This window comes from Rodentibacter mrazii (assembly GCF_001998825.1).
GTDB lineage: Bacteria > Pseudomonadota > Gammaproteobacteria > Enterobacterales > Pasteurellaceae > Rodentibacter > Rodentibacter mrazii.
The window spans coordinates 1-25,207 of the sequence record NZ_MLHG01000035.1; the positions used below are offsets into that span (position 1 = coordinate 1).

General features: G+C 38.7%; 22 protein-coding genes. 6 read left to right on the forward strand and 16 right to left on the reverse strand.

Annotated features, from left to right (window positions below; translation table 11 throughout):
* Positions 1-125: 125 nt before the first annotated feature.
* The 4 genes from BKK47_RS06040 to BKK47_RS06055 all read left to right on the forward strand — a co-directional run bounded on the left by BKK47_RS06040 (position 126) and on the right by BKK47_RS06055 (position 3,588).
* Positions 126-860: a (Fe-S)-binding protein gene (locus BKK47_RS06040; protein ID WP_077493996.1), complete on the forward strand. Its 735-nt coding sequence runs from the start codon at positions 126-128 to the stop codon at positions 858-860.
* Position 861: 1 nt separating this feature from the next.
* Complete coding sequence (locus BKK47_RS06045) at positions 862-2,271, forward strand: LutB/LldF family L-lactate oxidation iron-sulfur protein (protein ID WP_077493997.1); 1,410 nt, start codon at positions 862-864, stop codon at positions 2,269-2,271.
* 23 nt (positions 2,272-2,294) lie between these two features.
* Positions 2,295-2,996 (forward strand): LutC/YkgG family protein, encoded by a 702-nt coding sequence (locus tag BKK47_RS06050; RefSeq protein WP_077493998.1) that lies wholly within the window; start codon positions 2,295-2,297, stop codon positions 2,994-2,996.
* 265 nt (positions 2,997-3,261) lie between these two features.
* Positions 3,262-3,588, forward strand: coding sequence for a zinc ribbon domain-containing protein YjdM (locus BKK47_RS06055; RefSeq protein WP_077493999.1), 327 nt, complete (start codon positions 3,262-3,264; stop codon positions 3,586-3,588).
* Positions 3,589-3,652: 64 nt separating this feature from the next.
* Here the strand turns inward: BKK47_RS06055 and BKK47_RS06060 are convergent, their stop codons facing one another.
* The 6 genes from BKK47_RS06060 to BKK47_RS06085 are packed head-to-tail and all read right to left on the reverse strand — an operon-like array spanning position 3,653 to position 10,651.
* On the reverse strand, positions 3,653-4,291 hold the full coding sequence (locus BKK47_RS06060) for a bifunctional 4-hydroxy-2-oxoglutarate aldolase/2-dehydro-3-deoxy-phosphogluconate aldolase (RefSeq protein ID WP_077494000.1): 639 nt from the start codon (positions 4,289-4,291) through the stop codon (positions 3,653-3,655).
* A 9-nt stretch (positions 4,292-4,300) separates the two neighbouring features.
* Positions 4,301-5,704 (reverse strand): glucuronate isomerase, encoded by a 1,404-nt coding sequence (uxaC, locus tag BKK47_RS06065; RefSeq protein ID WP_077494001.1) that lies wholly within the window; start codon positions 5,702-5,704, stop codon positions 4,301-4,303.
* A 41-nt stretch (positions 5,705-5,745) separates the two neighbouring features.
* Positions 5,746-7,155, reverse strand: a complete 1,410-nt coding sequence (locus BKK47_RS06070; protein ID WP_077494002.1) for an MFS transporter — start codon at positions 7,153-7,155, stop codon at positions 5,746-5,748.
* A gap of 19 nt (positions 7,156-7,174) precedes the next feature.
* Positions 7,175-8,935: a glycoside hydrolase family 3 protein gene (locus tag BKK47_RS06075; RefSeq protein WP_077494003.1), complete on the reverse strand. Its 1,761-nt coding sequence runs from the start codon at positions 8,933-8,935 to the stop codon at positions 7,175-7,177.
* Between the two features lie 28 nt (positions 8,936-8,963).
* Entirely contained in the window at positions 8,964-9,785 is an 822-nt protein-coding gene (locus BKK47_RS06080; RefSeq protein WP_077494004.1) for an HAD family hydrolase, read from the reverse strand.
* Positions 9,786-9,805: 20 nt separating this feature from the next.
* A complete protein-coding gene (locus BKK47_RS06085; protein ID WP_077494005.1) occupies positions 9,806-10,651 on the reverse strand; it encodes an SDR family oxidoreductase in 846 nt (281 codons plus the stop codon).
* A 322-nt stretch (positions 10,652-10,973) separates the two neighbouring features.
* Here BKK47_RS06085 and BKK47_RS06090 point away from each other — a divergent pair, with 322 nt between their 5' ends.
* Together BKK47_RS06090 and uxuA are read left to right on the forward strand one after the other, a co-directional pair.
* The gene (locus BKK47_RS06090) at positions 10,974-11,729 is read left to right on the forward strand and encodes an FCD domain-containing protein (protein ID WP_077494006.1); all 756 of its coding nucleotides are present in this window, start codon (positions 10,974-10,976) and stop codon (positions 11,727-11,729) included.
* 21 nt (positions 11,730-11,750) lie between these two features.
* A complete protein-coding gene (gene uxuA, locus BKK47_RS06095; protein WP_077494007.1) occupies positions 11,751-12,935 on the forward strand; it encodes a mannonate dehydratase in 1,185 nt (394 codons plus the stop codon).
* A gap of 205 nt (positions 12,936-13,140) precedes the next feature.
* Here uxuA and BKK47_RS06100 read toward each other — a convergent pair whose 3' ends face one another.
* The 10 genes from BKK47_RS06100 to ftsW all read right to left on the reverse strand — a co-directional run bounded on the left by BKK47_RS06100 (position 13,141) and on the right by ftsW (position 25,196).
* A complete protein-coding gene (locus BKK47_RS06100; protein ID WP_077494008.1) occupies positions 13,141-14,298 on the reverse strand; it encodes a chorismate mutase in 1,158 nt (385 codons plus the stop codon).
* Positions 14,299-14,306: 8 nt separating this feature from the next.
* Positions 14,307-15,956, reverse strand: a complete 1,650-nt coding sequence (gene ushA / locus BKK47_RS06105) for a bifunctional UDP-sugar hydrolase/5'-nucleotidase UshA (protein WP_077494009.1) — start codon at positions 15,954-15,956, stop codon at positions 14,307-14,309.
* Positions 15,957-16,053: 97 nt separating this feature from the next.
* Positions 16,054-16,971: a UDP-3-O-acyl-N-acetylglucosamine deacetylase gene (lpxC, locus tag BKK47_RS06110; protein ID WP_077494010.1), complete on the reverse strand. Its 918-nt coding sequence runs from the start codon at positions 16,969-16,971 to the stop codon at positions 16,054-16,056.
* Between the two features lie 39 nt (positions 16,972-17,010).
* On the reverse strand, positions 17,011-18,309 hold the full coding sequence (gene ftsZ, locus BKK47_RS06115) for a cell division protein FtsZ (protein WP_077494011.1): 1,299 nt from the start codon (positions 18,307-18,309) through the stop codon (positions 17,011-17,013).
* A gap of 83 nt (positions 18,310-18,392) precedes the next feature.
* On the reverse strand, positions 18,393-19,670 hold the full coding sequence (ftsA, locus tag BKK47_RS06120) for a cell division protein FtsA (protein ID WP_077494012.1): 1,278 nt from the start codon (positions 19,668-19,670) through the stop codon (positions 18,393-18,395).
* 22 nt (positions 19,671-19,692) lie between these two features.
* Positions 19,693-20,457: a cell division protein FtsQ/DivIB gene (locus BKK47_RS06125; RefSeq protein ID WP_077494013.1), complete on the reverse strand. Its 765-nt coding sequence runs from the start codon at positions 20,455-20,457 to the stop codon at positions 19,693-19,695.
* Complete coding sequence (locus BKK47_RS06130; protein WP_077494014.1) at positions 20,457-21,377, reverse strand: D-alanine--D-alanine ligase; 921 nt, start codon at positions 21,375-21,377, stop codon at positions 20,457-20,459. Before BKK47_RS06130 ends, BKK47_RS06125 begins: the two co-directional genes overlap by 1 nt.
* A gap of 63 nt (positions 21,378-21,440) precedes the next feature.
* Entirely contained in the window at positions 21,441-22,868 is a 1,428-nt protein-coding gene (murC, locus tag BKK47_RS06135; protein WP_077494015.1) for a UDP-N-acetylmuramate--L-alanine ligase, read from the reverse strand.
* A gap of 76 nt (positions 22,869-22,944) precedes the next feature.
* The gene (murG, locus tag BKK47_RS06140; protein WP_077494016.1) at positions 22,945-24,003 is read right to left on the reverse strand and encodes an undecaprenyldiphospho-muramoylpentapeptide beta-N-acetylglucosaminyltransferase; all 1,059 of its coding nucleotides are present in this window, start codon (positions 24,001-24,003) and stop codon (positions 22,945-22,947) included.
* Between the two features lie 8 nt (positions 24,004-24,011).
* Positions 24,012-25,196, reverse strand: coding sequence for a putative lipid II flippase FtsW (gene ftsW / locus BKK47_RS06145; protein ID WP_059367140.1), 1,185 nt, complete (start codon positions 25,194-25,196; stop codon positions 24,012-24,014).
* Between the last annotated feature and the right edge of the window lie 11 nt (positions 25,197-25,207).

Consider the following 25,207-nt stretch of genomic DNA (forward strand, 5'->3'; position numbering starts at 1 on the left):
GAAGTACACTACAATTTATTAAATCTTTTACTAAATCTAGAAGGAAGTATTTATACTTCCTTTTGTGCTATAACAGTATTATAAATACGATTTTTTCTTATTCTTAATTTTAATAGGCATATCAAATGAATGTAAATTTTTATGTAACCTGCATTGCAGATGTCGTAAAAGCCGGTGTTGCTAAAAACACCGTTCTCTTACTCGAGAAATTGGGATGCAATGTCATTTTCCTTGAAAAACAAGGTTGTTGTGGGCAACCGGCTATAAACAGTGGCTATACTAAACAGGCGCTGGCGGGAATGAAAAATTTGGTTGAAACCTTTGAAGTCAATGATCACCCTATTGTTGCACCAGCCGGGTCATGCGTCTCTGCGATTAAATACTATCCTGAATATTTTAATCGATTTGGTGAAACCGAATGGGCAAAACGAGCAGAAAATATATCAAAACGCTTTTATGATCTTACGGATTTTATCGTCAATGTTCTCGGAAAAACCAATATCGGAGCCACATTAACGGGCAAAGCTGTTTATCACCCTTCTTGTAGTTTAAGCCGTAAACTAGGTATCGTCGATGAGCCTCTCGCTTTGCTTCGCAATGTAAAAGGTTTAGAACTTCTTCCAATTCACAATCAACAAACTTGTTGCGGTTTTGGCGGAACATTTTCAGTTAAAATGGCAGAAATTTCCGGAGAAATGGTTACAGAGAAAGTAAAAAATATTACCGAAGTTGAACCGGATTATTTAATTGGTGCAGATGTAAGCTGTTTAATTAATATCAGCGGACGTTTACAACGTGAAGGTAAAAAAGTAAAAGTTATGCATATTGCAGAAGTTCTAATGCAGCAAGGAGAAGTTTAATATGTCCCATTTACAAACTAGCAGCCTTCCTTTTAAAGAACGCGTCGAACAGCAAATTCACAATGAAATCATGCGTAAAGCGGTAATCAAGGCTCAGGAAACCATTGGAGCCAACCGCCAAAAAATGGTTGATGAATTAGGACATTGGGAAGAATGGCGTGATCTTTCTAAACAATTCCGTAATCATGTTTTAGCTAATTTAGATGCCTACTTATATCAATTAAGTGAAAAAGTCACCCAAAATGGGGGACATGTTTTTTTTGCCGAAACGGCTGAAGAAGCAAGTGATTATATCCGTAAAGTCGCCCTAGAGAAAAAGGCTAAAACTATTGTTAAATCAAAATCAATGGTAACGGAAGAGATCGGTTTAAATTCAGTTTTGGAAACCGAAGGAATAAAAGTCGTTGAAACGGATCTAGGTGAATATTTACTTCAAATTGTTGGCGATAAGCCGTCACATATTGTTGTACCAGCCATCCATAAAGATCGCCACCGTATTCATAAAGAGTTACATGAAGTATTGGGCTATGAAGGCAGCGAACAACCGGAAGAAATGAATGCATTTATCCGTAAGGTTTTACGAGAAGATTTTTTAAAGGCGGATATTGGAATTTCAGGTTGCAATTTTGCCGTACCAGAAACAGGTTCGGTTTGTTTAGTGACCAATGAAGGAAACTTACGTTTAGCCACAACCGTACCGAAAACACATATTGCTGTAATGGGGATGGAACGCATTGCACCAACCTTTAAAGAAGTCGATGTACTAATTACAATGCTTTGTCGCAGTGCTGTAGGCGCAAAATTAACCGCCTACAATACTTGGCTCACAGGCCCACGTCTAGAAAATGAAGCTGACGGTCCGGAAGATTTCCATTTAGTAATTGTCGATAATGGACGTTCAGCGATTTTAGAAAGCGAATTCAAGGAAGTTTTACGTTGTATTCGCTGTGGTGCATGTCTAAACACCTGCCCAGCTTATCGACAAATTGGTGGACACGGCTATGGTTCAATCTACCCCGGACCAATCGGCGCTGTCATATCGCCTCTTCTAGGCGGTTACAAGGAATTTAAGGAATTACCTTATGCTTGTTCACTTTGTAACGCATGTAACAGCGTTTGCCCTGTTAAAATTCCGCTAGCCCAACTCATTCTTAAACATCGTGAAAAAATGGTAGAGCAAGGTGTTACCCCAAAAATCGAACAGTTAGAAATTAAAGGTTTCACATTTGCTAATTCCCACCCTACTCTTTGGAATATGGGAGTTAAAGTAGGGGCAAAAGCGATAAGTAAATTTATCAAAAATGGGAAACCTGCTATTAAAATAGGGGCATTAGGCGAATGGACAAAAGCCCGAGATTTACCGATCAGCGATGGAGAAAGTTTCCGTGAATGGTTTGCGAAGCGGAAATAATTCAGATAGAGGAATTAATAACAATGAATTTAGAAAACAGAGAAAATTTCTTAAATAAACTTGCAAATAAAATGGGTAGAGCACGCCAATTAGTGCCAACGCCCATGGAAGAGCCATTAAATAACTATCCTCTGACTCGCTTGATACATTTATCTCAAAGCGAACTTTGTGATGAATTTATAAATTTCGCGAAAATTCTATTAGTAGATATTGTTGAAGCGAAAGAAGAGAATGTCGCAAAAGCGATTATAGATGTCTGTGAAAAATATGGTGGTGGTAGTATCGTACTTAATCATGATTCCCGCCTCGAAGATCTTGGTATTATTGATGCGGTAAAAAACACATTCGACAGTTACGTGTGGGACTACGATAATGGTGACGAAAACATCATAAAATCGGCCAAAGCGAATATTGGTATTGTACATGGCGAATATGGGCTTGCGGAATCAGGCGGAGCTGTTTTATTTTCCTCTAAAGGAAATGGTCGCTCAACAAGTTTATTACCTGAAAAATCAATTATCGTCATTCGTAAAAGTGCGGTACTTCCGCGTGTTGCTCAATTAGCTCAAATTCTTCATGAAAAAGCCCTAATCGGGGAACGTATGCCATCCTGCATTAATATTATTTCCGGCCCAAGTGCTACCGCAGATATTGAGCTAATTAAAGTCGTCGGTGTCCACGGCCCCGTTTCTCAAATTTATGTTCTCATTGACGATTTAAACTAATCCCCTCTAAATCAATAAAACCAGCTTAATAGCTGGTTTTATATTTATCAGTATAGACTCAACCCACGTTGTCATAACTTAAACCGACCTAGAAATGTAGTCTTTCAGATCATAAACATAGAATTATTTAATATTCTTATAAACAAAGAAAAGCGATTCCCCGTTTCCCCTGAAAAACTACCCAAAAGTAACCGCACTTTTGGTGAATGCCTCATTTTTTGCTATACTCATGCGCTCATTATAATTGAATAAAAAGGAATAACCTATGGAACAAATACCTACTTGCCCAAAATGCCAGGGGGAATATGTCTATCACGATTCTGTAAACTTCGTTTGTCCAGACTGTGCTTACGAATGGAACGGTACTGAGCCAGTTGAATCAGATGAAGATCAACTTATTGTGAAGGACAGTAATGGCAACCTACTTGCAGATGGGGATGATGTACTTTTAATTAAGGATCTAAAATTGAAAGGTTCATCAGAAGTCTTGAAAAAAGGCACAAAATTCAAAAATATCCGTTTAGCCAAGGGCGATCACAATGTCGATTGTGGCAAAATCATGTTAAAGTCTGAGTTTTTAAAAAAGGCATAGTGACAAAAGTGCGGTCAAAAAACAATAATTTTTATGACCGCACTTTTTCCTTTAGTCTCTCATTTTATCTCGTTAAATCAACCACTTCTTTGACTAAATGCTCTATCTCATCCCAGTTTTTTGACCGGATCAATTGTTTCTCTACAAACCAAGAACCACCACAAGCCACCACATTAGGAATAGCAAGATAATCTTTAATATTATGTAATCCGATACCGCCGGTCGGCATAATTTGTAATTGTCCATAAGGTCCAAGTAAGGCTTTGATCATTTTAATACCGCCCGAAGCTTCTGCCGGAAAAAACTTCACTGCAGAAATTCCCAATTCTAGCGCAGCCTCAATTGACATCGGATTATTCACCCCCGGTGTAATTGGGAAATCGAGGTCTTGACATAATTTCACAATTTTTGGATTAAACCCCGGTGTAACGACAAAATCAGCACCACTGTTTTTAGCTAAAACCACCTGCTCAGTGGTTAAAACTGTCCCTGCTGCGATTAAAAAATCCGGTTTATTCGTGCGTAATAGACGAATTGCCTCCGCCGCCGCATCAGAACGGAAAGTAATTTCCGCCACAGGTAAACCATTTTTAGCCAAGCTATCTGCTAACGGTAAAATATCTTCTGCATTGTCTAATGCAATCACCGGAACAACTTTAAACTGACGGAGTTTTTCGATGATTTGATTGGTTGTGTATGACATAGTTTTTCCCTATTTAAAATAATGTTTAGCATTGTTAAAGCAGATATTTTCAATCATTTTGCTTAACAGAGGCATATCATTTGGTGCTTCACCGTTCTCGACCCATTTCCCAACCATTTCACATAGAATACGTCGGAAATACTCGTGGCGGGTATAAGACAAGAAACTCCGAGAGTCAGTTAGCATACCGACAAATTGGCTTAATAAACCTAATTGTGAGAGTTGCTGTAACTGACGTTCCATCCCATCTTTTTGATCATTGAACCACCACCCCGAACCAAATTGGATTTTGCCTGCAATTCCGCCGGTTTGAAAATTACCAATCATGCTGGCAATCATTTCGTTATCACGCGAATTTAAGCAATATAAAATGGTTTTAGGTAACTGATTTTGGCGATCCATTGTATCCAATAAATGGGAAAGCGGCTCTGCATAAGTGCGGTCACCAATAGAATCAAATCCGCTATCTGCACCAAGTAAAGCAAACATTCTGCTGTTATTGTTACGGATTGCGCCGATATGCATTTGCATTACCCACTGACGTTTACAATATTCAGCGGCCAACCACACTAAAACAGCGGTACTAAACCGGGCAATTTCATCTTCCAAGAGCGGTTGATTTTGCAAGCGTTTTTGAAGAATAGCATTAAGGACGGATTCATCAGGAATAGGGGCAAAGCGTACAATTTCCATACCGTGATCCGCCGATTTACAGCCATGAACATCAAAATATTCAAGACGTTTTAACAATGCTTTTTGTAAATCTGCAAAGGTACGAATTTCCACATCCGAAACCTCGCTTAATTGAGCGATATAGTCGTTAAATTGTGGTAATTCAATTTTGAATACTTTATCCGGTCGCCAGCTTGGTACCATATCAATATCAAAACTTTCATCGTTTTTAACCGCTTGATGATATTGCAAAGAATCAATCGGATCGTCTGTCGTACCCACCAAGGTCACATTCATTTGCTGCATGATACCACGTGCGGAAAATTCCGGTTGCTGTAACATTTCATTACATTGATACCAAATTTTATCTGCATTTTGCGGATTGAATAAAGTATTAGTGATACCAAAAGGACGGCGTAATTCTAAATGCGTCCAATGGTAAATTGGGTTACCAATGCAAAGCGGAACGGTTTTTGCCCAAGCCAAATATTTTTGGTAATTATCTGCTTTTCCTGTAATCAATTCTTCAGGAACACCGGCGGTGCGCAATGCACGCCATTTATAATGATCCCCCTCTAACCAAATTTCAGCTAAATCTTTAAATTGACGATTCTCAGCGACTTCTTTTGGGTTTAGATGGCAGTGATAATCAAAAATAGGCTGATGTTTGGCATAGTCATGATAGAGTGTTTTTGCCGTATTCGTTGAAAGCAAAAAATCTTCGTCCATAAATTGTTTCATAATGTTACCTGTAAAGTAATGATCTCTCAAAGGAGGATGTTTTATTGTTGGCTTCGTTTTTCCAATTCACGTGAATTATTATCAACCACTTCTTTTGAAAGTGGGTACCAGAAGGTAAGGATAAGGAAAATCGCAATACTGGAAACAGCGGGAACAAGGGTTGCCACATTGTAAATTGAGTTTAAGGTCTCCGCAGATTGGTTTAATATATTTGGGGTATAACCTACAAGACTTAAGGCTACACCGCTCAATCCACCGGCTAATGCCTGTCCAATTTTACGCGCAAAGGAATAGACAGCATAAATTGTACCATCCTCACGATAATTGGTTTTTAAGTATTGATGGTCGATAATATCAGTAATAAATGCCCATATAATTACCATAAAATAGTTTGTTCCTAGTAAAGATATAAGAGCAATCGCCAAATAAAGCCAAACATTGGTTACTTTAAGCATAAACAAGGTCAAATAACCAATACCGGTGAATAATAATGCAATAGAAGCTGATTCCTTTTTACCAAATTTTTTCACAATCGTTTTTGCAAATGGAGCAACAACAAACGATGCAATTACAGGTAATAATCCACCCACAGAGAAACCTATTTTACTGTTAAAATAATCCACATAAAGATAAGGATTCATTGTGCCGATTAATAAAGTAGAGAGTAATAAGATTATCGCCACAAAAATAAAGATTAACAGCGGTTTATTTGTGAGCAAGCTGGTAAAAATCGCTTTTACATCGTCAAAACATTCATTTTTATCGTGTCTGCGTCCCTCTTTTTCTGGTAACTGCACCCGTTCAATCGAGTTTCTCCAACAGAATTGGTACAAACCAAATGCCACTACCATCAATATTCCCATAATGATAGTAAACATTTCAGGTACGATCATTTGTTTTCCTTCCACTTCTTTATAAATCAATAAAGGCACAATAAAGGAAATGGCTAAAAGGGCTACATTTGCTCCCATTGAACGAAATACAGAAAGTGAAGCGCGATCTTCAGGTTTACTGCTAATCACACTTGCCATTGAACCATAAGGAATATTGACTGCTGTATAACAAAAACTCCCCCAAATGATGTAAGTAATTGCTACATAGGTCAATTTAGCGGAATATGACCAGTCTTTCACAACATAAAGAAACATTAAAAAACCGGACAAACAGACAAATGGTGCAACACGGCGAATAATGCCTCTAAACCGCCCCTCTTTAAATGGCTTCATTGTATCGACTAAACGCCCCATCCCTACATCAGTAAAGGCATCCAATATGCGTGATGCTAAAAATAATATTCCCACAACGTAGCCAGGAATTTCTAATACGTTGGTATAAAACAACATAAGGAAGAAAGCAGACATCATAAAGCTCATATCGTTGGCAATATCACCTGTCATATAAGCAATTTTATCTTTTAGACCAAAAGGTCTTAGCGGGGTTGGAGTGCTCATAAGATCGTCCTTTTAAGAATTAAATATAAGTGTCTTTAAATCCGCAATAGGCATCAACTGGACTAACACCTTTAAATGCAGAATGCCCCATCAATTTTTCTACTAACATTTCCATTGTGGCTTGTTTACCATCATAGGCATTAATATAAGTTTTCACTTGCGGGACATCGGCTAAATGGAATGGACATTGTACCGAAACAAAAATAGTAGGAATTTCGTGTACATAGAACGGAATATCTGGTGTACCTTTGGTAGCTTGCCATACAATACGTTGCACTGTACTCATATGCACATTCGCAATGTTGATAACCAAATCATATTGATTGACTAAATCGGCAATTGGGCGTTTTTGTGAATATTCGTTACGAATGGCTTGAACTTGTTCCTCATCAGGCAAATCTAAAATGTTATCCATTGGTGAACGATAAACAGAAACAGTAAAGCCTTTTTCACTCAGTAATTCTTGCAAAATTTCAACCGCACTTTTCGCACTACCTGCCACCATTTTGCCAAATCCACCTTCAGTGCCTTTAATATTAACTAACAATACACGCGGATATTTTTTAGTCGTGATAGGAAAAATATCCTGTTTATGTTTAACTAGAGTAATAGCTTGATCTGCTACTTCACGGAATATTGCTTTATGCTCCGGTAGTCCAATTTTCGCCATTGCCTCCTCTTTTTCGGGTAAGATTTTCTCTTTTGGAGTGTTGTGCAAGTTGATTTTCGCTTTTAAACCAAGTATGCGACTAAGTGCCTCATGCAAACGCTCTTTTGAAATGACACCGTTGCGGTAACCATCTAGCATATAACCAAAATCTTCATCAGGATCATTAAAGAACAGGAATAAATCACAACCTGCCGCAATCGCTTGAGGAACAAGTTCACTTCGTTTCATACTGGACGTCATCGCTACCATATGGCTTGCATCAGTAACAATAACACCATTAAACCCTAATTTACCGCGCAATAAATCGGTTAAAAGTGGTTTTGATAGCGTGGCCGGCAAACAATCTTCGTCCGTTAAACTCGGATCAAAATATTTTTCATAACTTGGAAGATGAATATGTCCAGCCATAATGGATGGCAATCCTGCATCAATTAAACTTTGATAAACTTTGCCGAAGGTTTGATCCCATTCATCACAGGAGAAACTATTAATACTAAATGATAAATGTTGATCACGCTCATCAACACCATCACCCGGGAAGTGTTTCGCAGCCGGTTGAATACCGCTCTCTTGGATCCCTTTCATATAAGCAAGCGACATTTCCAACACTTGCTCAGGATTTGAACCAAACACGCGATTAGAGATTATCGGATTACGCCAGTTATAGTTAATATCCACTATCGGTGCAAAACTCCAATTACAACCAATTGCCGCCGCTTCAATTCCGGCTACACGCCCCATTTCATAGGCATAGCGGGCATTTTGAGTCGCACCAATCTTAACTTGTAGCCCTATTTCCGTACCGTCTGTACAAGCACCATTCCCGCCTGCTTCAGTATTGGCTGCAATCAAAAGAGGAATTTTGCTTTTTGTTTGTAAAATGCGGTTTTGTTCATAAACTTCTTCTGCCTTACCCGGATTGTAGCGCACTGCACCAATGTGATATTTACTGACCATTTCGGTTAAATATTCTTCCGAGCGACTTGATCCCATATTTACAAATAGTTGCCCAATTTTTTCTTCCAAACTCATATTGGCGATAGTATTTTCCACCCAGGCAATTTGTTCTGGGTTGAGATAAAACGGTTTTTTGCTTAAATCTACTGACATGTTTCATTCCTCTTATTTGATGATGTGATTATTTCACTTTGCTTAAATTATGCTGGAATTGCTCAATTAAGCACTGTTGGTCACTATTACTAAATTTTCCGTAAATCAATTTTCCTAAAGCTTCTAAAACCAACAGTTGCCAAGATTCGTTTTCGGCATTACATAAAATTGGGAAGAAACGTACGCCAGCTTCGATAGCCGAATTAAGATCACCCGGAGAATCCCCTACCATCAAAATATTTTCCGGTAGATAGCCATAACTTTTCAGTGTATTTAAACTATGAGCTTTACTTCCTTGATCTTGCCCAAAAACAATATCTACGTTTTCCAATAAATTGTTTTTTCCCCATTCGTCAATGATAGCTTCATTATTTGCGGCACTAACCACAGCTACATCGGCAAATCGTTTAATGAAAGCAAGATTTTCCTTTATATTTGGGAAAGCTTTAAATTTTTCCTTAATAGCACTAATATTTTGGTTTACCTGTTCAGACCATTGTAATGCGAGGATTAAATCTGCTGATGAAGATTGCTCAAGAACTTGCTTTAAAGCTCGGTTAGAAAGCTCTTTCGTATTATTCACCCACGTTTTTAATTGGTTTATGTCGCCTTGATAGCCGTATCGTTCGAGCGTCAAAACCAACCCTTTAAAACGGTTACAGCCGCGGGTTTCAGAAAAGAGATTAATCTCATTCCAAAGCGAAAGAAAACGCTCTCTCTCCTCAATCTGAAAAATTTGTACTGCATCCGGACCAAAACATTTTTCGTGCTTAATGTTCATCGTATCCATCACACAACCATCAGAATCTATGCAGATGATGACTTCTTTTTGCTTATTAAAATTTTTCATTTGTTCACCTATTAGCTTAATTACACACCGCTATAGGCAGAAAAACCACCATCAATCGGTAATACCACACCGTTAACAAAACTGGCATAAGTATCATCAATTAAAAACAGCACGCCACCAAGCAACTCTTCCGGTTCACCAAAACGTCCCATCGGTGTATTAGTGAGAATCTTATTTGCTCTCGCAGTTGGATTACCTTGTTCATCAAAAAGCAATGCACGATTTTGATTGCTAACTAAAAATCCTGGAGCAATCGCATTACAACGGATGCCGACTTTTGAGAAATAGACGGCAAGCCATTGAGTAAAATTACTGATCGCAGCTTTTGCTCCTGAATAAGCAGGAATTTTGGTAAGAGGTGTAAAGGCATTCATACTTGATACATTAAGGATATTTGCCCCTGGTTTATCAAGCATATCTTGAGCAAATACTTGAGTAGGTAGTAGCGTACCTAAATAATTGAGATTAAAAACAAATTCAATACCTGATTTATCTAAGTCAAAGAACGTTTTGGTATTATTACCTAGATCAAATTGGTGATATTCGTTATCAGTGGTCGCTTTAGGATTATTTCCACCTGCTCCATTGATTAAAATATCACAAGTGCCGAAATCAACAGCAATTTGATTACGAACCGCTTTTATACTTTCAAGATCAAGTACATTCGTTTTATAGGCTTTTGCTTGCCCACCTTGTTGAGTGATCTCTTCCGCTACAGAATTAGCAGCATCGAAATTTATATCCAATAGCGCAATATTCGCTTGTGTACGTGCTAATTGTTTAGCTAAAAAAGCGCACAATACACCTCCAGCTCCAGTAATTACAATAAGTTTGTTTCTTAAATCATGTTTTTCAGCAATAGACATTATAACTTTCTCCTTAATTTGATTTCCTAATTAATAGGTGAATAAATGGTACACAACAAACTTAATTTGGTAAACCAATTTGTTTTAATTGTGTGATTTAGATCACATTTTTAATAAATTATTCTTGTGTATATGATAAAAAAGTTGATAATTGGTTCACCTGAGTGAGGTTTATAAATTTTAATTTAAGTCATGTGTGTGTAAATTCATTAATTTTGGCTAAAATTTGCCAATATAGACTCCCGGCTATTTTGAATAAAGAATATTTATCGTATGATTGGTAGACCAAATTCAATAAGAATCAAATAATGGGAGCAAAAAAATGATGAATGGTGATCTACGATCCTATAAAAAAATAGGAAATGAATTAAAAGAGCAACTGATTAATCGTCAGTATCAAGTGGGTGATAAATTGCCTGCCGAGCGAGATTTAGCTGAACAGTTTAACGTAAGTCGTACTGTTATTCGGGAAGCGTTAATCATGCTTGAGATTGAGAACCTCATTGAGGTGCGTAAAGGTTCCGGTATATATGTGATTGCATTGCCTCATCATATTGCAAGCAATGATGACTTTTTAGATAAAGTTGATGTAGGCCCTTTCGAGTTGTTGCAAGCCCGTCAGTTATTAGAAAGTAGTATCGCCGAATTTGCAGCCTTGCAGGTCACAAGAGCCGATATAACAAAGCTCAAAGAAATTTTAGCAACAGAACGTGCAACCTTGGAACATGGTGATGAAGATTATATTGCTGATGAAGATTTCCATCGCACTATTGCGGAAATTACGCAAAATGAAGTGATCATACAAATGCAGAAAGCTTTATGGGATCTTCGTGTTGATAGCCAAATGTGGAAAGGACTTCATCTTCACATTCCAAATCAAAGCTATCGCCATCTCTGGTTGCAAGATCATGAGAATATTATTACGGCTTTGCAGAGAAAAGATCCTGCAATGGCAAAAAAAGCAATGTGGCAACATTTAGAAAATGTTAAACAAAAACTTTTTGAATTATCAGATGTAGATGATCCGAATTTTGACGGTTATTTGTTTAATATGAGTCCTATTGTTGTCGATCGTTAAAAATATGAGAGGAGTTTAAAAATGGAACAAACATGGCGTTGGTATGGCCCAAAAGATCCGGTTTCTTTATCTGATATTCGACAAGCCGGAGCAACCGGTATTGTGACCGCACTTCATCACATTCCTAATGGTGAAGTTTGGAGCATTGAAGAAATTGAAAAACGTAAGTCTGAAATAGAAAATGCAGGCTTAACTTGGTCTGTTGTGGAGAGTGTACCGGTTCATGAAGAAATCAAAACCCAAACCGGAAACTATCAACAATGGATTGATAATTATAAACAGACTTTACGTAATTTATCACAATGTGGCATTGATACGGTTTGTTACAATTTTATGCCGGTTTTGGATTGGACAAGAACAGATTTGGCTTATGAATTGCCGGATGGTTCAAAAGCCTTACGTTTTGATCACATTGCTTTTGCCGCATTTGAACTTCATATTCTAAAACGCCCAGGGGCTGAAAGTATTTATAACCAAGAAGAAATCACCGCAGCAAAAGCCTACTACGCTCAAATGACAGATGCAGAAATTCAGCAGCTTACCCGAAATATTATCGCAGGGCTTCCTGGTGCGGAAGAAGGCTACACATTGGATGAATTTCAAAGCCAGTTAGATCATTATAAAGATATTTCTCCTGAAAAATTCCGCACCCACTTGGCTTATTTTTTAAATGAGATCGTGCCGGTTGCGCAAGAAGTTGACATTAAAATGGCGATTCATCCGGATGATCCGCCCCGCCCGATTTTAGGCTTACCACGAATCGTATCAACTATTGAAGATATGCAATGGTTTGTAGAAACCCAACCTTTACCTGCCAATGGTTTCACGATGTGTACCGGATCCTATGGCGTACGTTCTGATAATGATTTAGTGAAAATGACAGAACAATTTGCCGATAGAATTTATTTTGCTCATTTACGCTCGACTCAACGTGAGGATAATCCGCTCAGTTTCCATGAGGCCGCTCACCTAGAAGGGGACGTGGATATGTTTAATGTAGTGAAAGCTTTGTTAAGCGAAGAATATCGTCGATTAGGAAAAGGTGAAACCCGCTTAATTCCAATGCGCCCGGATCACGGTCATCAAATGCTTGATGATTTACATAAAAAAACCAACCCAGGCTATTCTGCAATTGGTCGATTAAAGGGGTTAGCCGAATTTCGTGGACTAGAGATGGCGTTAAAGAAAGTTTATTTTAATAAATAATTCATCAAAGGGAGAGGGGGGTTTCCATTTCCCTTAATAAATCCATTCGCTAAAAAATACCCTGACGTTTTTTTAAAAGCTATTAGAAGGGAAAATATCAAAAGTATATTTATTGACTTCCCAGGGTATTTATACTTCTTTAAAAGAAAAACTTATTAAAAAAGAGCGGTCATAAAAATACTGATTTCTATGACCGCTCTTTTTCCTAAATATTCACGGGTTTTACGATTTCGCTTGGATAACAGCCTAAAATTTTTAAGTAATTACTATGATTTTTCAGCTCTTCCAATGCGTCTTGAGTATTGGGATGATGGATATTCGCTTCAATTTCCAAATAAAACATTTCTTCCCAAGGTTTACCGTAAATAGGACGAGATTCAAGCTTCGTCATATTAATTTGATATTTTTTAAATATAAAAAGTGCATCAGCCAAAGAGCCGGCTTGTTGTGGAGTAGTCATCAACAATAAGGTTTTAGTGTGAATTTGTGGGGAAACTTCGTGCGCTTCCCTTGATACGACAATAAAGCGGGTAATATTATTTTCTTGATTCGCAATATTCGTTTTTAACACACTTAGACCATATAGCTTTCCACCGTCTTCATTACCTAATGCAGCAATATTTGGTTTATTCAAACTTGATACCAACTGCATCGCATGTGAACTGCTCTCGCAATATTCAATATGAACGCGATCCAAGCTATGAATAAACTGGCTACATTGCTGAATCACTTGTGGATGGCTATATAAAGTATCAATTTCACTCAAATTTGTCGCATCGTTCACTAAAACACAATGTTTAATCGGGTACGCAAGCTCGCCAACGAGAGATAGATCCGTATGCTGAAGCAAATCATAAACCTCATTAATAGCTCCTGATGTCGTATTTTCTAAAGGAAGAATACCAACATCCGCTTCAGCATTTTTCACTTTTTCAAACACTTGCTCAAATGATTGGCAACCGAGTTCTATAAACTGTTTTTGATAACGTGCCACATAATTACGTGCAGCTAAATTAGAATAAGAGCCCCGTTTCCCCAAAAAAGCGATATGCAAATTTTGACTGCGTTGTTCATTCAATCTATTTTGTAAATATACTTGCTGAATTAATACGGAATCCTCAATAATTTTTTGAAAAATTGAGGTAATATACTGCGGTTCAAGCTGATAATTTTCATTTTCAGCAAATTGTATAAGTTCTTTTAAAATTTGTTGCTCACGTTCTGTATCTCTCAGGGCTTTCTGTGTAATTTCTTTACTTCGCGCCACATCAAAAGCTAACCGATGACGTTCAGAAAGCAACTTCAAAAGATTTCGATCTAGTTGTGTAATTTGCTGTCGTATTTCAGATAATTCTAAAGCCATAATCATCCCTATTTAAAAGTTACCGCATCTTTGGGATCGTATTTTGAGGCATCAAGCGGTGCTTTCTGTGAATGTTTCCAAATATATTTAGCGAGCACTTCAGCATCAATAAAGCCCGTATTTAAGAACGTAGGATTTTTCGTTACAACAGGGTAACCATCACCACCCGCGGCATTATAACTTGGTAAAGAAACACGATAAGTTTTCGTCAAATCTAACGGTTTACCTTGAATTTTCACATTTTCTACTTTTTGAGCAGCTTTATTTACCACCATAGAAATACCGGAATATTGAGCATAAGCTCCTGAATCAACTTCTTTTAATGCAACAACATTCAAATAATCAAGTAATTCTTTACCTGTTAAATCCACATAGCTCACAATGTTACCAAATGGATGCACTTTTAAAATATCGCGATAAGTGACTTTACCCGGTTGAATAGAATCACGAATACCGCCTGAATTCATAATACCAATATCTGCACCGGCACGTTCACGCTGTGCTTCTGCAATTAAATGACCAAGATTGGTTTGTTTAAAACGAATAACATTACGATCACCTTCCAATTTGCCTTTTAATTCTCCGAGTTCACGTCCTAACAATTCATCGCCTTTATTTTGATAGGTTTTTAACAGTTTTTCCATTTCCGGATCTTGAGGAATGATTTCACCATAATTAACATATTCGGTTTTTCCATCTTCTTTTGTTATTTTCTTCTTCAAATTCACCGGAATTAATTCATAGCTTACAAGCTTCAATTCGCCATTTTTAAACTCAAAATCCACACGTCCGACATATTTACCCCACTCGTAAGCTTGCATAATCCAAGTTCCGTTTTGATAATCCGGCTTGCAAGCTTGTGTTGGTTTATAATCTTTAATCCATACACCTTTTTCATCCACACAAACGGGATCATGGCTATGCCCGCCAACAATCATATCAAATGCGCCCTTATCTAAATTCCGTGCAAGCGATACATCACCCGGCGCATTAGAGCCATACTGTGCATCGTAATAATATCCCATATGTGTTAATGCAATTTTTACATCCGGTCTTTCTTTTTCGTTTAACGCTTTTAACGTTTCTTTTGCGGATTCCGTTGGATCTTTAAATACCACATTGCCTGTATATTCAGGATTACCAAGTTTTGCCGTATCTTCTGTCGTTAAACCGACAACAGCAATTTTTAGTCCCTGTTTATCTAAAACAATATAAGGTTTAACAAGAGGTTGATTCGTTTTCTTGTTTAGTACATTAGCCGATAAAAATGGAAAATTAGCCCAAGACTCTTGCATAGCAAGCATTTGTAGAGGATTATCAAACTCGTGATTTCCTAATACTGTCGCCTCATAGCCCATCGCATTCATCGCTTGGATATCCGGCTCGGCATTTTGCATATCAGATTCAGGCACACCGGTATTGAAATCCCCCGCATTTAATAAAATAACCGAGCCCCCCTTTTTCTCTACTTCGGCTTTCACTCGGTTAATAATTGTTTTTTGTGCCGGGAAACCATATTCACCTTTATTATTAGGCCAAAAATGCCCATGGGTATCATTAGTGTGAAGAAGTGTGAAGTGATAAGTTTTATCCTGCTCATATGCCATTACAGCAGATGTTGTTAAAACTAAAGGTAAAACTGTGAATAATTTTTTCATGAAAAAACTCATCCTAAATTAACCGCTCTTTATAGAGCAAACAAAAATAAAAAAGCTATATTCTTTTAAGGAAATATAGCTTTTTAGCCGAAAATAATTAAATCAACACTTGGGCTGGTGTCACATATCCATGTGGTGCTTGTTCTTTATCCTCAAAGGTAACAAATTCCCACGCTTCCTGATTTGCAATTACCGCTCTAAGCAATTTATTATTTAGACCATGTCCTGATTTATAAGCCTTAAAATCACCGATAATGTTATAGCCCGCCATATAAAGATCCCCAATAGCATCCAACATTTTATGACGAACCAACTCATCTTTAAAACGTAATCCTTCTTCGTTCAAAATACGGTAATCATCCAATACGATTGCATTATCTAAACTACCGCCAAGTGCCAAACCTTGGGATTGAAGGTACTCTATATCCTTCATAAAACCAAAAGTTCTTGCTCGGCTGATTTGATGAACAAATGCTTGGGCGGAAAAATCCATCACGTAGTTACGCACGTTTTTACCAATGGCAGGATGTTCAAAATCAATGGTGAAATCTAAACGGAAACCATTATAAGGAGCAAATTCAGCCCATTTATCACCATCTTCTACCCGCACTTTTTGTTTGATACGAATAAATTTTTTCGCTGCATTTTGCTCTTCAATACCGGCATCGAGCAATAAGTAGATAAATGGACTTGAGCTACCATCCATAATCGGAATCTCAGGCGCATCGACTTCAATAATAATGTTATCAATGCCAAGACCTGCCAATGCAGCATTCAAGTGTTCAACTGTTGAAACACGAACGCCCTGCTCATTGACAAGAGCGGTACAAAGCATCGTATCACGCACAGAATCTGCATTTGCAGGAAAAGTTACCGGCGGATTTAAATCAGTACGACAATAAATTACACCGGTATTCGGCATTGCAGGACGTAATGTTAGAGTCACCTTTTTGCCACTATGCAAACCGATACCGGTTACTTTAACACTCTGTTTTAATGTTCTTTGTTTAATCATCATTTTCTACCTTATTGTTTCACAACAAGATTTTATTTGTTATTTATCATTTTGATCTATTTCGTTTGGATCAAACTTTTTAAAAGAGGATAAACGCTCAGTGATTGGTCTTTCCAACCCACTACGATAATCTGTTTGTTGCAGATTTCGCTCCGGAGAACGTATCGGCTCAGGCTGTCTAAATGTTGTAATAGGTTGTTGCTCTTGCGTTCTTAACGGAATCGCCTGCGAATTTCCATCTACCGGTTGGTGAAGCGGTGATAACGGTTGAGTCGTTTTTTGTACCTGAATGGTCTCATTTGGCGTAATTTCACCTAAACCTGTTGCAACAATAGTTACGCGAATTTCATCGCTCATTTCCGGTATTAACGTTGTTCCAACAACAATTGTCGCATCTTCTGAAGCAAAACTATGAATCGTATCACCTACGACATTAAATTCATCAAACGCAATATCAAAACCGCCTGTGATATTAATCAAAATACCCTTAGCATTGGTTAAATCAACTTTTTCTAATAAATCGTTGCGCACCGCAATTCTTGCCGCTTCCTCTGCACGACCTTCACCCGGCGCACCATGTGCAGAACCAAAGCCAATCATTGCTTGTCCCATCTCTGACATAACAGTTCTCACGTCCGCAAAATCAACGTTAATCATGCCAGGCGAGGTAATCATATCTGAAATACCCATCACTGAGTTACGTAACACATCATTCGCAGCAGCAAATGCATCAATTAATGTTGCATTTTTAGGGAGAACTTTTTGAATTTGCTGATTAGGAATAATGATCATTGAATCAACATATTGAGCAAGATCCTTAATACCCAGCTCTGCAAACTGCATACGTTTTTTGCCTTCAAAAGCAAATGGCTTCGTAACAACCGCAACAGTTAAAATACCCAATTCTTTTGCTACTTTAGCTACAATAGGTGCCGCACCTGTACCGGTACCGCCCCCCATACCGGCAGCAATAAAGACCATATCGGCACCTTCAAGCATTTTACGGATTTCTTCCTGATCATCTTCCGCCGCTTTACGACCTACATTAGGATTCGCCCCGGCTCCGAGACCTTTTGTTGTCGCGCCACCAATTTGTACTGTTTGCTGAACTTGGCTTTTCCGTAACGCTTGTGCATCAGTATTCACCGCATAAAAAATAATTTTTCCATGTTCTTCGCTATCAAGAGTATTCTCACCAAGAAAAGTACCGCCAATGTCTTGTTTAATCATATTGGCAACCATATGGTTTACAGCATTACCGCCACCGCCACCAACACCGACTACCTTAATCAGTGCACCTGACTGCTCTTCAAAATCACCATAATCTGGGTATAACATTTGCGTTCTCCGTTCTGCTAATACTCTGCTAGCATATTAATAAAGTTAAATTGTTTCGTATTGTAGATGAAAATTCAAAATAATCAAAATTCTGACCGCACTTTATTTGCGATTTTTTTAATTCCGGACCAAATTGTACCGAAAATATTTCCTTCTGAATAATTATCACTGCCAATTAGATCATCATCACTATTACTATGGCTATACTGTAACAATCCAATTACTGTTGAATATTGTGGGCGATTTACATAATCAGTTAACCCTGTAATGTTTAACGGACTGCCTATTCGCACTTGGCACCCAAATACATCCATCGCACACTCTTTTAAATCTTTAATCTGCGCACCACCACCGGTAATAACAACACCGGCAATTAATTCAAATTTAATATGGTTACTTTCTAAATTCGCTTTTAGCTTATCTAATTCGTCCTTCACAACGCCGAGAAGTTCCGTATAACGTGCGGAAGTGATTAAAGATAAATCACTTGTCGTTAAAGAACGGGGAGCACGACCGCCAATACTGGCTACTTCAATCTTTTTATCACCGTGTAAACGTGCAGGATATACCGCACTTGCATAGTTCACCTTAACACGCTCTGCTTCTGCACGAGAAATAGTGCAGGCGTGGGCAATATCATTGGTTACAATGTTACCGGCGTAAGGAATCACTTTACTAAAACGTAAAGCGCCATTCGTGAAAACCATCACATTCATTGTACCTGCACCGAAATCAATCAAGCAGACACCAAGATCTTTTTCATCTTCAGTTAAAACCGAATGGGTTGCAGCAAAACCTGAGAACACAACTTTATCTACTTGCAAACCACAACGTTCTACTGCTTTTTTTAAATTATTCTGCCAATCTTGGTGACAAGCGATTAAATGTACGTGAGCATTCAAACGAACACCTTGTAATCCAAGAGGGTTTTTAATATTTAATTGGCGATCCACTGCATATTCTTGTGGAATAACATGTAATAAAGAGACACCTTCCGGCAATTTAATCGTGCTTGCATTGTGTAGGGCAGAATCAATTTCCTCTTGCGTCACTTCACTCTCACCAATGGGAACAAATCCACTTTCATTTAAGCTTTGAATATGTTCGCCGGTAATTGCTAAAGTGACACTCATAATCTGACAATCCGCCATTGACTCGGCGGATTCAATAGCACGTTGAATAGAATTTACAACCGCATCTAAATCGGTAATACTTCCGCTATCAATCCCCTTTGAAGGGCAACTACCTACACCCAATACATTCACCACGCCGTCCGGTAATACTTCCCCAACGACTGCGACGACTTTTGACGTACCAACTTCAAGTCCAACAATTGCTTTTGTTTCAATCACTTTTGCCATATTTTACTATACCCATTGAATCTTATTCATCCGTCATTCCGACTGCTGCACCCGATGTATATCGTAAATCGACATAGTCAATTCGTTTGCCTTCTTCTACTTCAATTTGTGGATAAATTGTCACAAAACGTTCAAGTTTTGATTTCCATTCCCCACGTCCTAATTTCAACACTATATCATTATCAAGTGTAACTTGCCACGCACCGCGCGCATCAATCGTCACACCTTTTACATTTAAATTTTTTGCTTTAAAATCAGCATAAATCTGATTCCACGCCTCAAGCACTTTTGGGCTCTGATAATCAGGACCGCCTAAATAAGGCAGCACTTTATTTTTTAAGCGCTCCATCGGTAATTGGAAAACAACACCATCTTTTGTAACAAATTCAGTTTTATTCCAAATTGCAACAGGAGTATATTCAGTTAACCAAATACTTAAACGATTTGGCCAAACTTTACGAACAACCGCGCCTTTTATCCAAGGTAAGGTTTCGATTTGTTCTTGAATAACTTTAACATCTTGTCCCCAGAAACCTTTTAATGTTCCCATTTTAAGCAAAACATCCTGAACATCCGCATAATCGGTAAATTCAGTTTTACCGACAATCGCATAAGCACTAATCGACTTAGAATCAAGACCCTCTAACCAATTTTGCCAATTTGAATAAACAAAATACCCAAATCCGATACATAATATGGCGATTAATAAACGAAGTTGTAGAAAATATCTAAATTTCGGTTCACCATACCGAGTATTTGGTGTGCTTTTACGTTTCAGCACATTCATTACGCGCTCAACTCCAAAATGTTCACAACAAGTTGCTCAAAAGAAATGCCTGCTGTTGCAGCCGATTTTGGGAACAAACTATGGCTGGTCATTCCCGGATTGGTATTAACTTCTACCAAACGGAAATCCCCTTTCGCATCACACATCACATCAATACGACTCCAACCACGGCATCCCACAGCATCATAAGCCTGCTTAACTAATGTTGCCAACGCTTGCTCACGTTCTGCGGTTAGCCCTGCCGGACAAAAATATTTCGTATTATCAGAAATATATTTAGCCTCATAATCATAAAACTCGCCTTCCGGTACGATGCGAACTGCTGGCAATACCCGACCATCTAACACAGGCACCGTTAATTCATCACCGGCAAGCCACTCTTCAATTAAAATGGTGTTATCAAATTTAAGCGCAAATTCGACCGCACTTTTTAAATTTTCTACGCTTTTAACTTTTGTTAAACCTACACTAGACCCCTCTAAAGAAGGTTTAACCATTAACGGTAGCCCCAATTTTTTTACAACTAATTGCGGATCTAATTGCGCAAAATTATCACGCGTGACGACTTCCATCTCAGCAACAGGTAAGCCAAAAGCTTTCCACAGCATTTTGGTACGCATTTTGTCCATCGTCAAAGCCGACGCCATTACGCCACAACCGGTATAAGGTAAGCCGATTTGCTCTAATAAGCCTTGCATGGTTCCGTCTTCACCACCACGACCATGTAAAATATTAAATACACGATCAAAACCGTCTTTTTTAAGGTTGATCACATCATATTCTTTCGGATCAATAGCATGGGCATTATAACCTTGGCTAACAAGCGCTTCTAAAACCGCCTTACCGGAATCTAAAGAAACTTCACGTTCTGCGGATGTACCACCTAACAATACCGCAATTTTTTCTTGTTTTAAATTCATCTTATATCCTCTTCACCATGATTAACTTTCATATGAGTGTAGGTTACACTTTCGTACTCTACACTAATTTTTCCAAGCCTCGGCCAAACTACGAGAAATTTTGCTCACACTGCCCGCCCCTTGTGCCAAAATTAAATCACCGTCTTGAATAATTTGATCCAGCACTTCCCCTAATTGCATCGTATCCGATACCAAAATAGGATCGACTTTCCCCAAATTACGGATTGAACGACAAAGAGCTTTACTGTCAGCGCCTACAATTGGCGTTTCACCGGCAGCATAAACATCCAGCATAATAAGTGCATCCACTTGTGAAAGCACTTGAACAAAATCATCAAATAAATCACGAGTACGTGAATAACGATGCGGTTGGAAAATCATCACAATACGCTTATCTCGCCAGCCCTCACGTGCGGCTTTAATCGTCACATCTACTTCGGTAGGGTGATGCCCATAATCATCCACTAAACGTACTTTTCCATTTGGGCGAATAAACTCACCAAGTTGATCGAAACGACGTCCAGCACCTTGGAAATCTGCAAGTGCTTCTAAGATCGCTTCATTATTAATCCCTTCTTCTTTAGCAACTGCCAATGCCGCAGTAGCATTTAATGCATTATGTTTGCCCGGCACATTTAGCAGTACATTAAGACATTCCCCATTCGGGCAAACCACTCTATAATGCCCCTGAAAACCGATTTGCTCGTAGTCTTCAATACGATAATCCGCCTGTTCACTGAAACCGTAAGTAATAACCTGACGCCCCACTCCCGGAACCAGCTCCATTAAAACAGGGTCATCCGCGCACATCATCGCTAAACCGTAAAAAGGAAGATTGTGAAGGAATTTCACATAAGTGGCTTTCATTTTCTCAAAATCGCCTTCATAAGTATCCATATGATCCGGCTCAATATTTGTTACCACAGAAACCATAGGTTGTAAGTGTAAGAAAGACGCATCGCTTTCATCCGCTTCCGCAATTAAATAACGGCTCACACCAAGATGGGCATTTTTTCCGGCAGATTTCACTAATCCACCATTCACAAAGGTAGGATCTAATTTTGCTTGCGTATAAATCATCGACAGCATTGCTGTTGTGGTTGTTTTACCGTGTGTTCCCGCCACTGCAATACCGTGACGAAAACGCATAATTTCCGCCAACATTTGTGCACGCTGAATCACCGGAATACGATTTTGTTTTGCTGCAACCAATTCCGGATTATCTTCGTGAATCGCACTTGATACGACAACAACACTCGCACCATCAATATTTTCAGCTTTATGACCAATAAAGACACTTGCTCCCGCCTGAGCAAGACGCTGAGTAACTAGGCCATCTGCGATATCCGAACCTGAAATTCGATAGCCTTCATTCAAAAGAATTTCAGCAATCCCACTCATACCGGCACCTCCGATACCAATAAAATGAATTTGCTGAACCCGGCGCATTTCAGGGATAATTTTTCTAATTTCTTCGTGAGAATGTTTCATCTTATTTCCTTCTCTCTTTCGGAAAACATTTGACCATTCAAAAAGTGCGGTCAAAATCCCAAAGATTTTTATATTATTATTTTGCGTTTTCAATAATTACATTAGCGACATGCTGAGCCGCCAATGGTGCAGACATAGATTTTGCTTTGATCGCCATTTGTAAAAGTTCATCACGCGTAAAATTCCGCAAATAATTAACCAAAATGTCCGGCGTTAGATCTCTTTGTTCTACAATTTTGGCCGCCCCGACATCGGCTAAATATTTTGCATTAAGATATTGTTGCCGATCTTGATGTTGGAACGGAACAAAAATTGCTGGCGTACCGACGGCAGCAAGCTCACATACCGTCAATGCACCTGAACGACAAATCACCACATCCGCCCACGCATAGGCTTCTGCCATATCATCAATAAATTCGGTAATTTTGACTTTCGAGGCGTTTTCGCCATAAAGTGCGGCCACATTTTCTACCGCGCCTTTCCCTACTTGATGACAAACGTCTAATCTATCTACAAGTTGTGAGACAACTTTTGGCAGCGTTTGATTCAACACGCGAGCCCCTTGGCTCCCGCCGACCACAAGTACGCGCAATTTTTCACCATGATGGGAAAAACGTTCCTCCGGTGATGGCATTTGGAATAAAGTTTGGCGTACGGGATTCCCGACAACTTCCGCATTCGGAAACGCATTTGGAAAAGCTTGTAATACACGGGTTGCAATTTTTGCTAGCCATTTATTAGTTAATCCTGCAACGGCATTTTGCTCGTGCAGAATAATCGGTACACCGCACAGTTTTGCCGCTACACCACCGGGCCCGGAAACATAGCCGCCCATCCCTAACACAGCATTTGGGTTTTCTTCTCGGATAATTTTTTTCGCTTGAAATATTGCACGTAAAATAGCAAAAGGCGCACTTAATAAGGCTTTAATGCCCTTTCCCCGCAAACCAGAAATTTGAATAAAACGAATCGGAATACCGTGCTCTGGTACAAGTTTGGCTTCCATACGATCTTTTGTACCAAGCCAGCAAATTTCCCATCCTTGTTGTTGTAAGGTTTGAGCAACTGCGATAGCCGGGAAAACATGTCCGCCCGTTCCTCCCGCCATGACTAATAATTTTTTGGATTTATTCATTTTTATTCCTAATCATCACGCAAACGCGCTTGCCCGCCCCGCTGTAAACGGTTTTCATGGTCAATACGCAATAAAATACCAATCGTTGCCGACATAATAATAATACTTGAACCACCGTAGCTCACTAACGGGAAAGTTAAACCTTTTGTTGGCAACATACCCAGTGCCATCCCTAAATTCACAAAACCTTGAAAGAAAATCCAAAAGCTGATACCGAAAGCAAAAAAGCCACGGAAACGTTGTTCTAATTGTAGTGATTCACGCCCAATTTTTAATGCGCGGAAAACCAACAATCCTAATAAAATAACGACCACAAAAATACCGATAAATCCGAATTCTTCACCAATAATCGCCATAATGAAGTCGGTATGCGCTTCCGGTAAATAATCTAATTTTTGAATAGAATTGCCTAAACCTTCCCCTGTTATTTCACCCCGTCCGAATGCCATAAGTGAGTTAGTCAGCTGAAATCCCGTACCATAAGGATCTTTAAACGGTTCAAGGAAACCGGTAAAACGTTTTAAACGATAAGAGGCGGAAAGCACTAACCATACAAACAATAATATGCCGGTCACGACTAAACCGACAAATTGCCAGAAGTTTGCCCCGACAATAAAAAGCATCCCAAAGGTAATGACAAATAATACGACCGTACTCCCCAAATCCGGTTGAGCCAATAAAAATCCGCCCATTATTCCCATAACAATGAAGGGTTTAAAAGCACTCAATTTATTTGATCGCACTTCATCATAACGGCGAGTAAAATAACTGGCTAAGAAACAAGCAAGGGCCAATTTAGCAAATTCTGCCGGCTGAAAATTAAGTACGCCAAGAGAAATCCAACGTTTTGCACCATTGACGGAAGAACCGATAACGAGCACAGCAAATAGCAATGCAATGGCTAAGAAAAAAATTTTGACATGCCATTTTTCCCATTGTTGGGTCGAAATTTGCATACTGAAATAACAGGTTAAAAGCGAGAGAAACACATAAAATGCATCACGTTTGGCAAAATAAAATGCATCATTAAATAATCTTGAGCTATACGGAATAGAGGCTGAAGTTACCGCAATCAAACCAATGAGCAATAAAATTACAAAAAGCCAAAACAACGCCCGATCATATAATAATCCCTGTGGCGTAATTCTAGTCCAACTATCAAGGTTCTGTTTAATTTTTTGAATAAATTCCATTGCGCTATTAA

Bases quoted from the DNA above. Each gene is read 5' to 3' on its own strand.
- BKK47_RS06040 (WP_077493996.1), top strand. From the start codon at position 126: ATGAATGTAAATTTTTATGTAACCTGCATTGCAGATGTCGTAAAAGCC.
- BKK47_RS06045 (WP_077493997.1), top strand. From the start codon at position 862: ATGTCCCATTTACAAACTAGCAGCCTTCCTTTTAAAGAACGCGTCGAA.
- BKK47_RS06050 (WP_077493998.1), top strand. From the start codon at position 2,295: ATGAATTTAGAAAACAGAGAAAATTTCTTAAATAAACTTGCAAATAAA.
- BKK47_RS06055 (WP_077493999.1), top strand. From the start codon at position 3,262: ATGGAACAAATACCTACTTGCCCAAAATGCCAGGGGGAATATGTCTAT.
- BKK47_RS06060 (WP_077494000.1), bottom strand. From the start codon at position 4,291: ATGTCATACACAACCAATCAAATCATCGAAAAACTCCGTCAGTTTAAA.
- uxaC (WP_077494001.1), bottom strand. From the start codon at position 5,704: ATGAAACAATTTATGGACGAAGATTTTTTGCTTTCAACGAATACGGCA.
- BKK47_RS06070 (WP_077494002.1), bottom strand. From the start codon at position 7,155: ATGAGCACTCCAACCCCGCTAAGACCTTTTGGTCTAAAAGATAAAATT.
- BKK47_RS06075 (WP_077494003.1), bottom strand. From the start codon at position 8,935: ATGTCAGTAGATTTAAGCAAAAAACCGTTTTATCTCAACCCAGAACAA.
- BKK47_RS06080 (WP_077494004.1), bottom strand. From the start codon at position 9,785: ATGAAAAATTTTAATAAGCAAAAAGAAGTCATCATCTGCATAGATTCT.
- BKK47_RS06085 (WP_077494005.1), bottom strand. From the start codon at position 10,651: ATGTCTATTGCTGAAAAACATGATTTAAGAAACAAACTTATTGTAATT.
- BKK47_RS06090 (WP_077494006.1), top strand. From the start codon at position 10,974: ATGATGAATGGTGATCTACGATCCTATAAAAAAATAGGAAATGAATTA.
- uxuA (WP_077494007.1), top strand. From the start codon at position 11,751: ATGGAACAAACATGGCGTTGGTATGGCCCAAAAGATCCGGTTTCTTTA.
- BKK47_RS06100 (WP_077494008.1), bottom strand. From the start codon at position 14,298: ATGGCTTTAGAATTATCTGAAATACGACAGCAAATTACACAACTAGAT.
- ushA (WP_077494009.1), bottom strand. From the start codon at position 15,956: ATGAAAAAATTATTCACAGTTTTACCTTTAGTTTTAACAACATCTGCT.
- lpxC (WP_077494010.1), bottom strand. From the start codon at position 16,971: ATGATTAAACAAAGAACATTAAAACAGAGTGTTAAAGTAACCGGTATC.
- ftsZ (WP_077494011.1), bottom strand. From the start codon at position 18,309: ATGTTATACCCAGATTATGGTGATTTTGAAGAGCAGTCAGGTGCACTG.
- ftsA (WP_077494012.1), bottom strand. From the start codon at position 19,670: ATGGCAAAAGTGATTGAAACAAAAGCAATTGTTGGACTTGAAGTTGGT.
- BKK47_RS06125 (WP_077494013.1), bottom strand. From the start codon at position 20,457: ATGAATGTGCTGAAACGTAAAAGCACACCAAATACTCGGTATGGTGAA.
- BKK47_RS06130 (WP_077494014.1), bottom strand. From the start codon at position 21,377: ATGAATTTAAAACAAGAAAAAATTGCGGTATTGTTAGGTGGTACATCC.
- murC (WP_077494015.1), bottom strand. From the start codon at position 22,868: ATGAAACATTCTCACGAAGAAATTAGAAAAATTATCCCTGAAATGCGC.
- murG (WP_077494016.1), bottom strand. From the start codon at position 24,003: ATGAATAAATCCAAAAAATTATTAGTCATGGCGGGAGGAACGGGCGGA.
- ftsW (WP_059367140.1), bottom strand. From the start codon at position 25,196: ATGGAATTTATTCAAAAAATTAAACAGAACCTTGATAGTTGGACTAGA.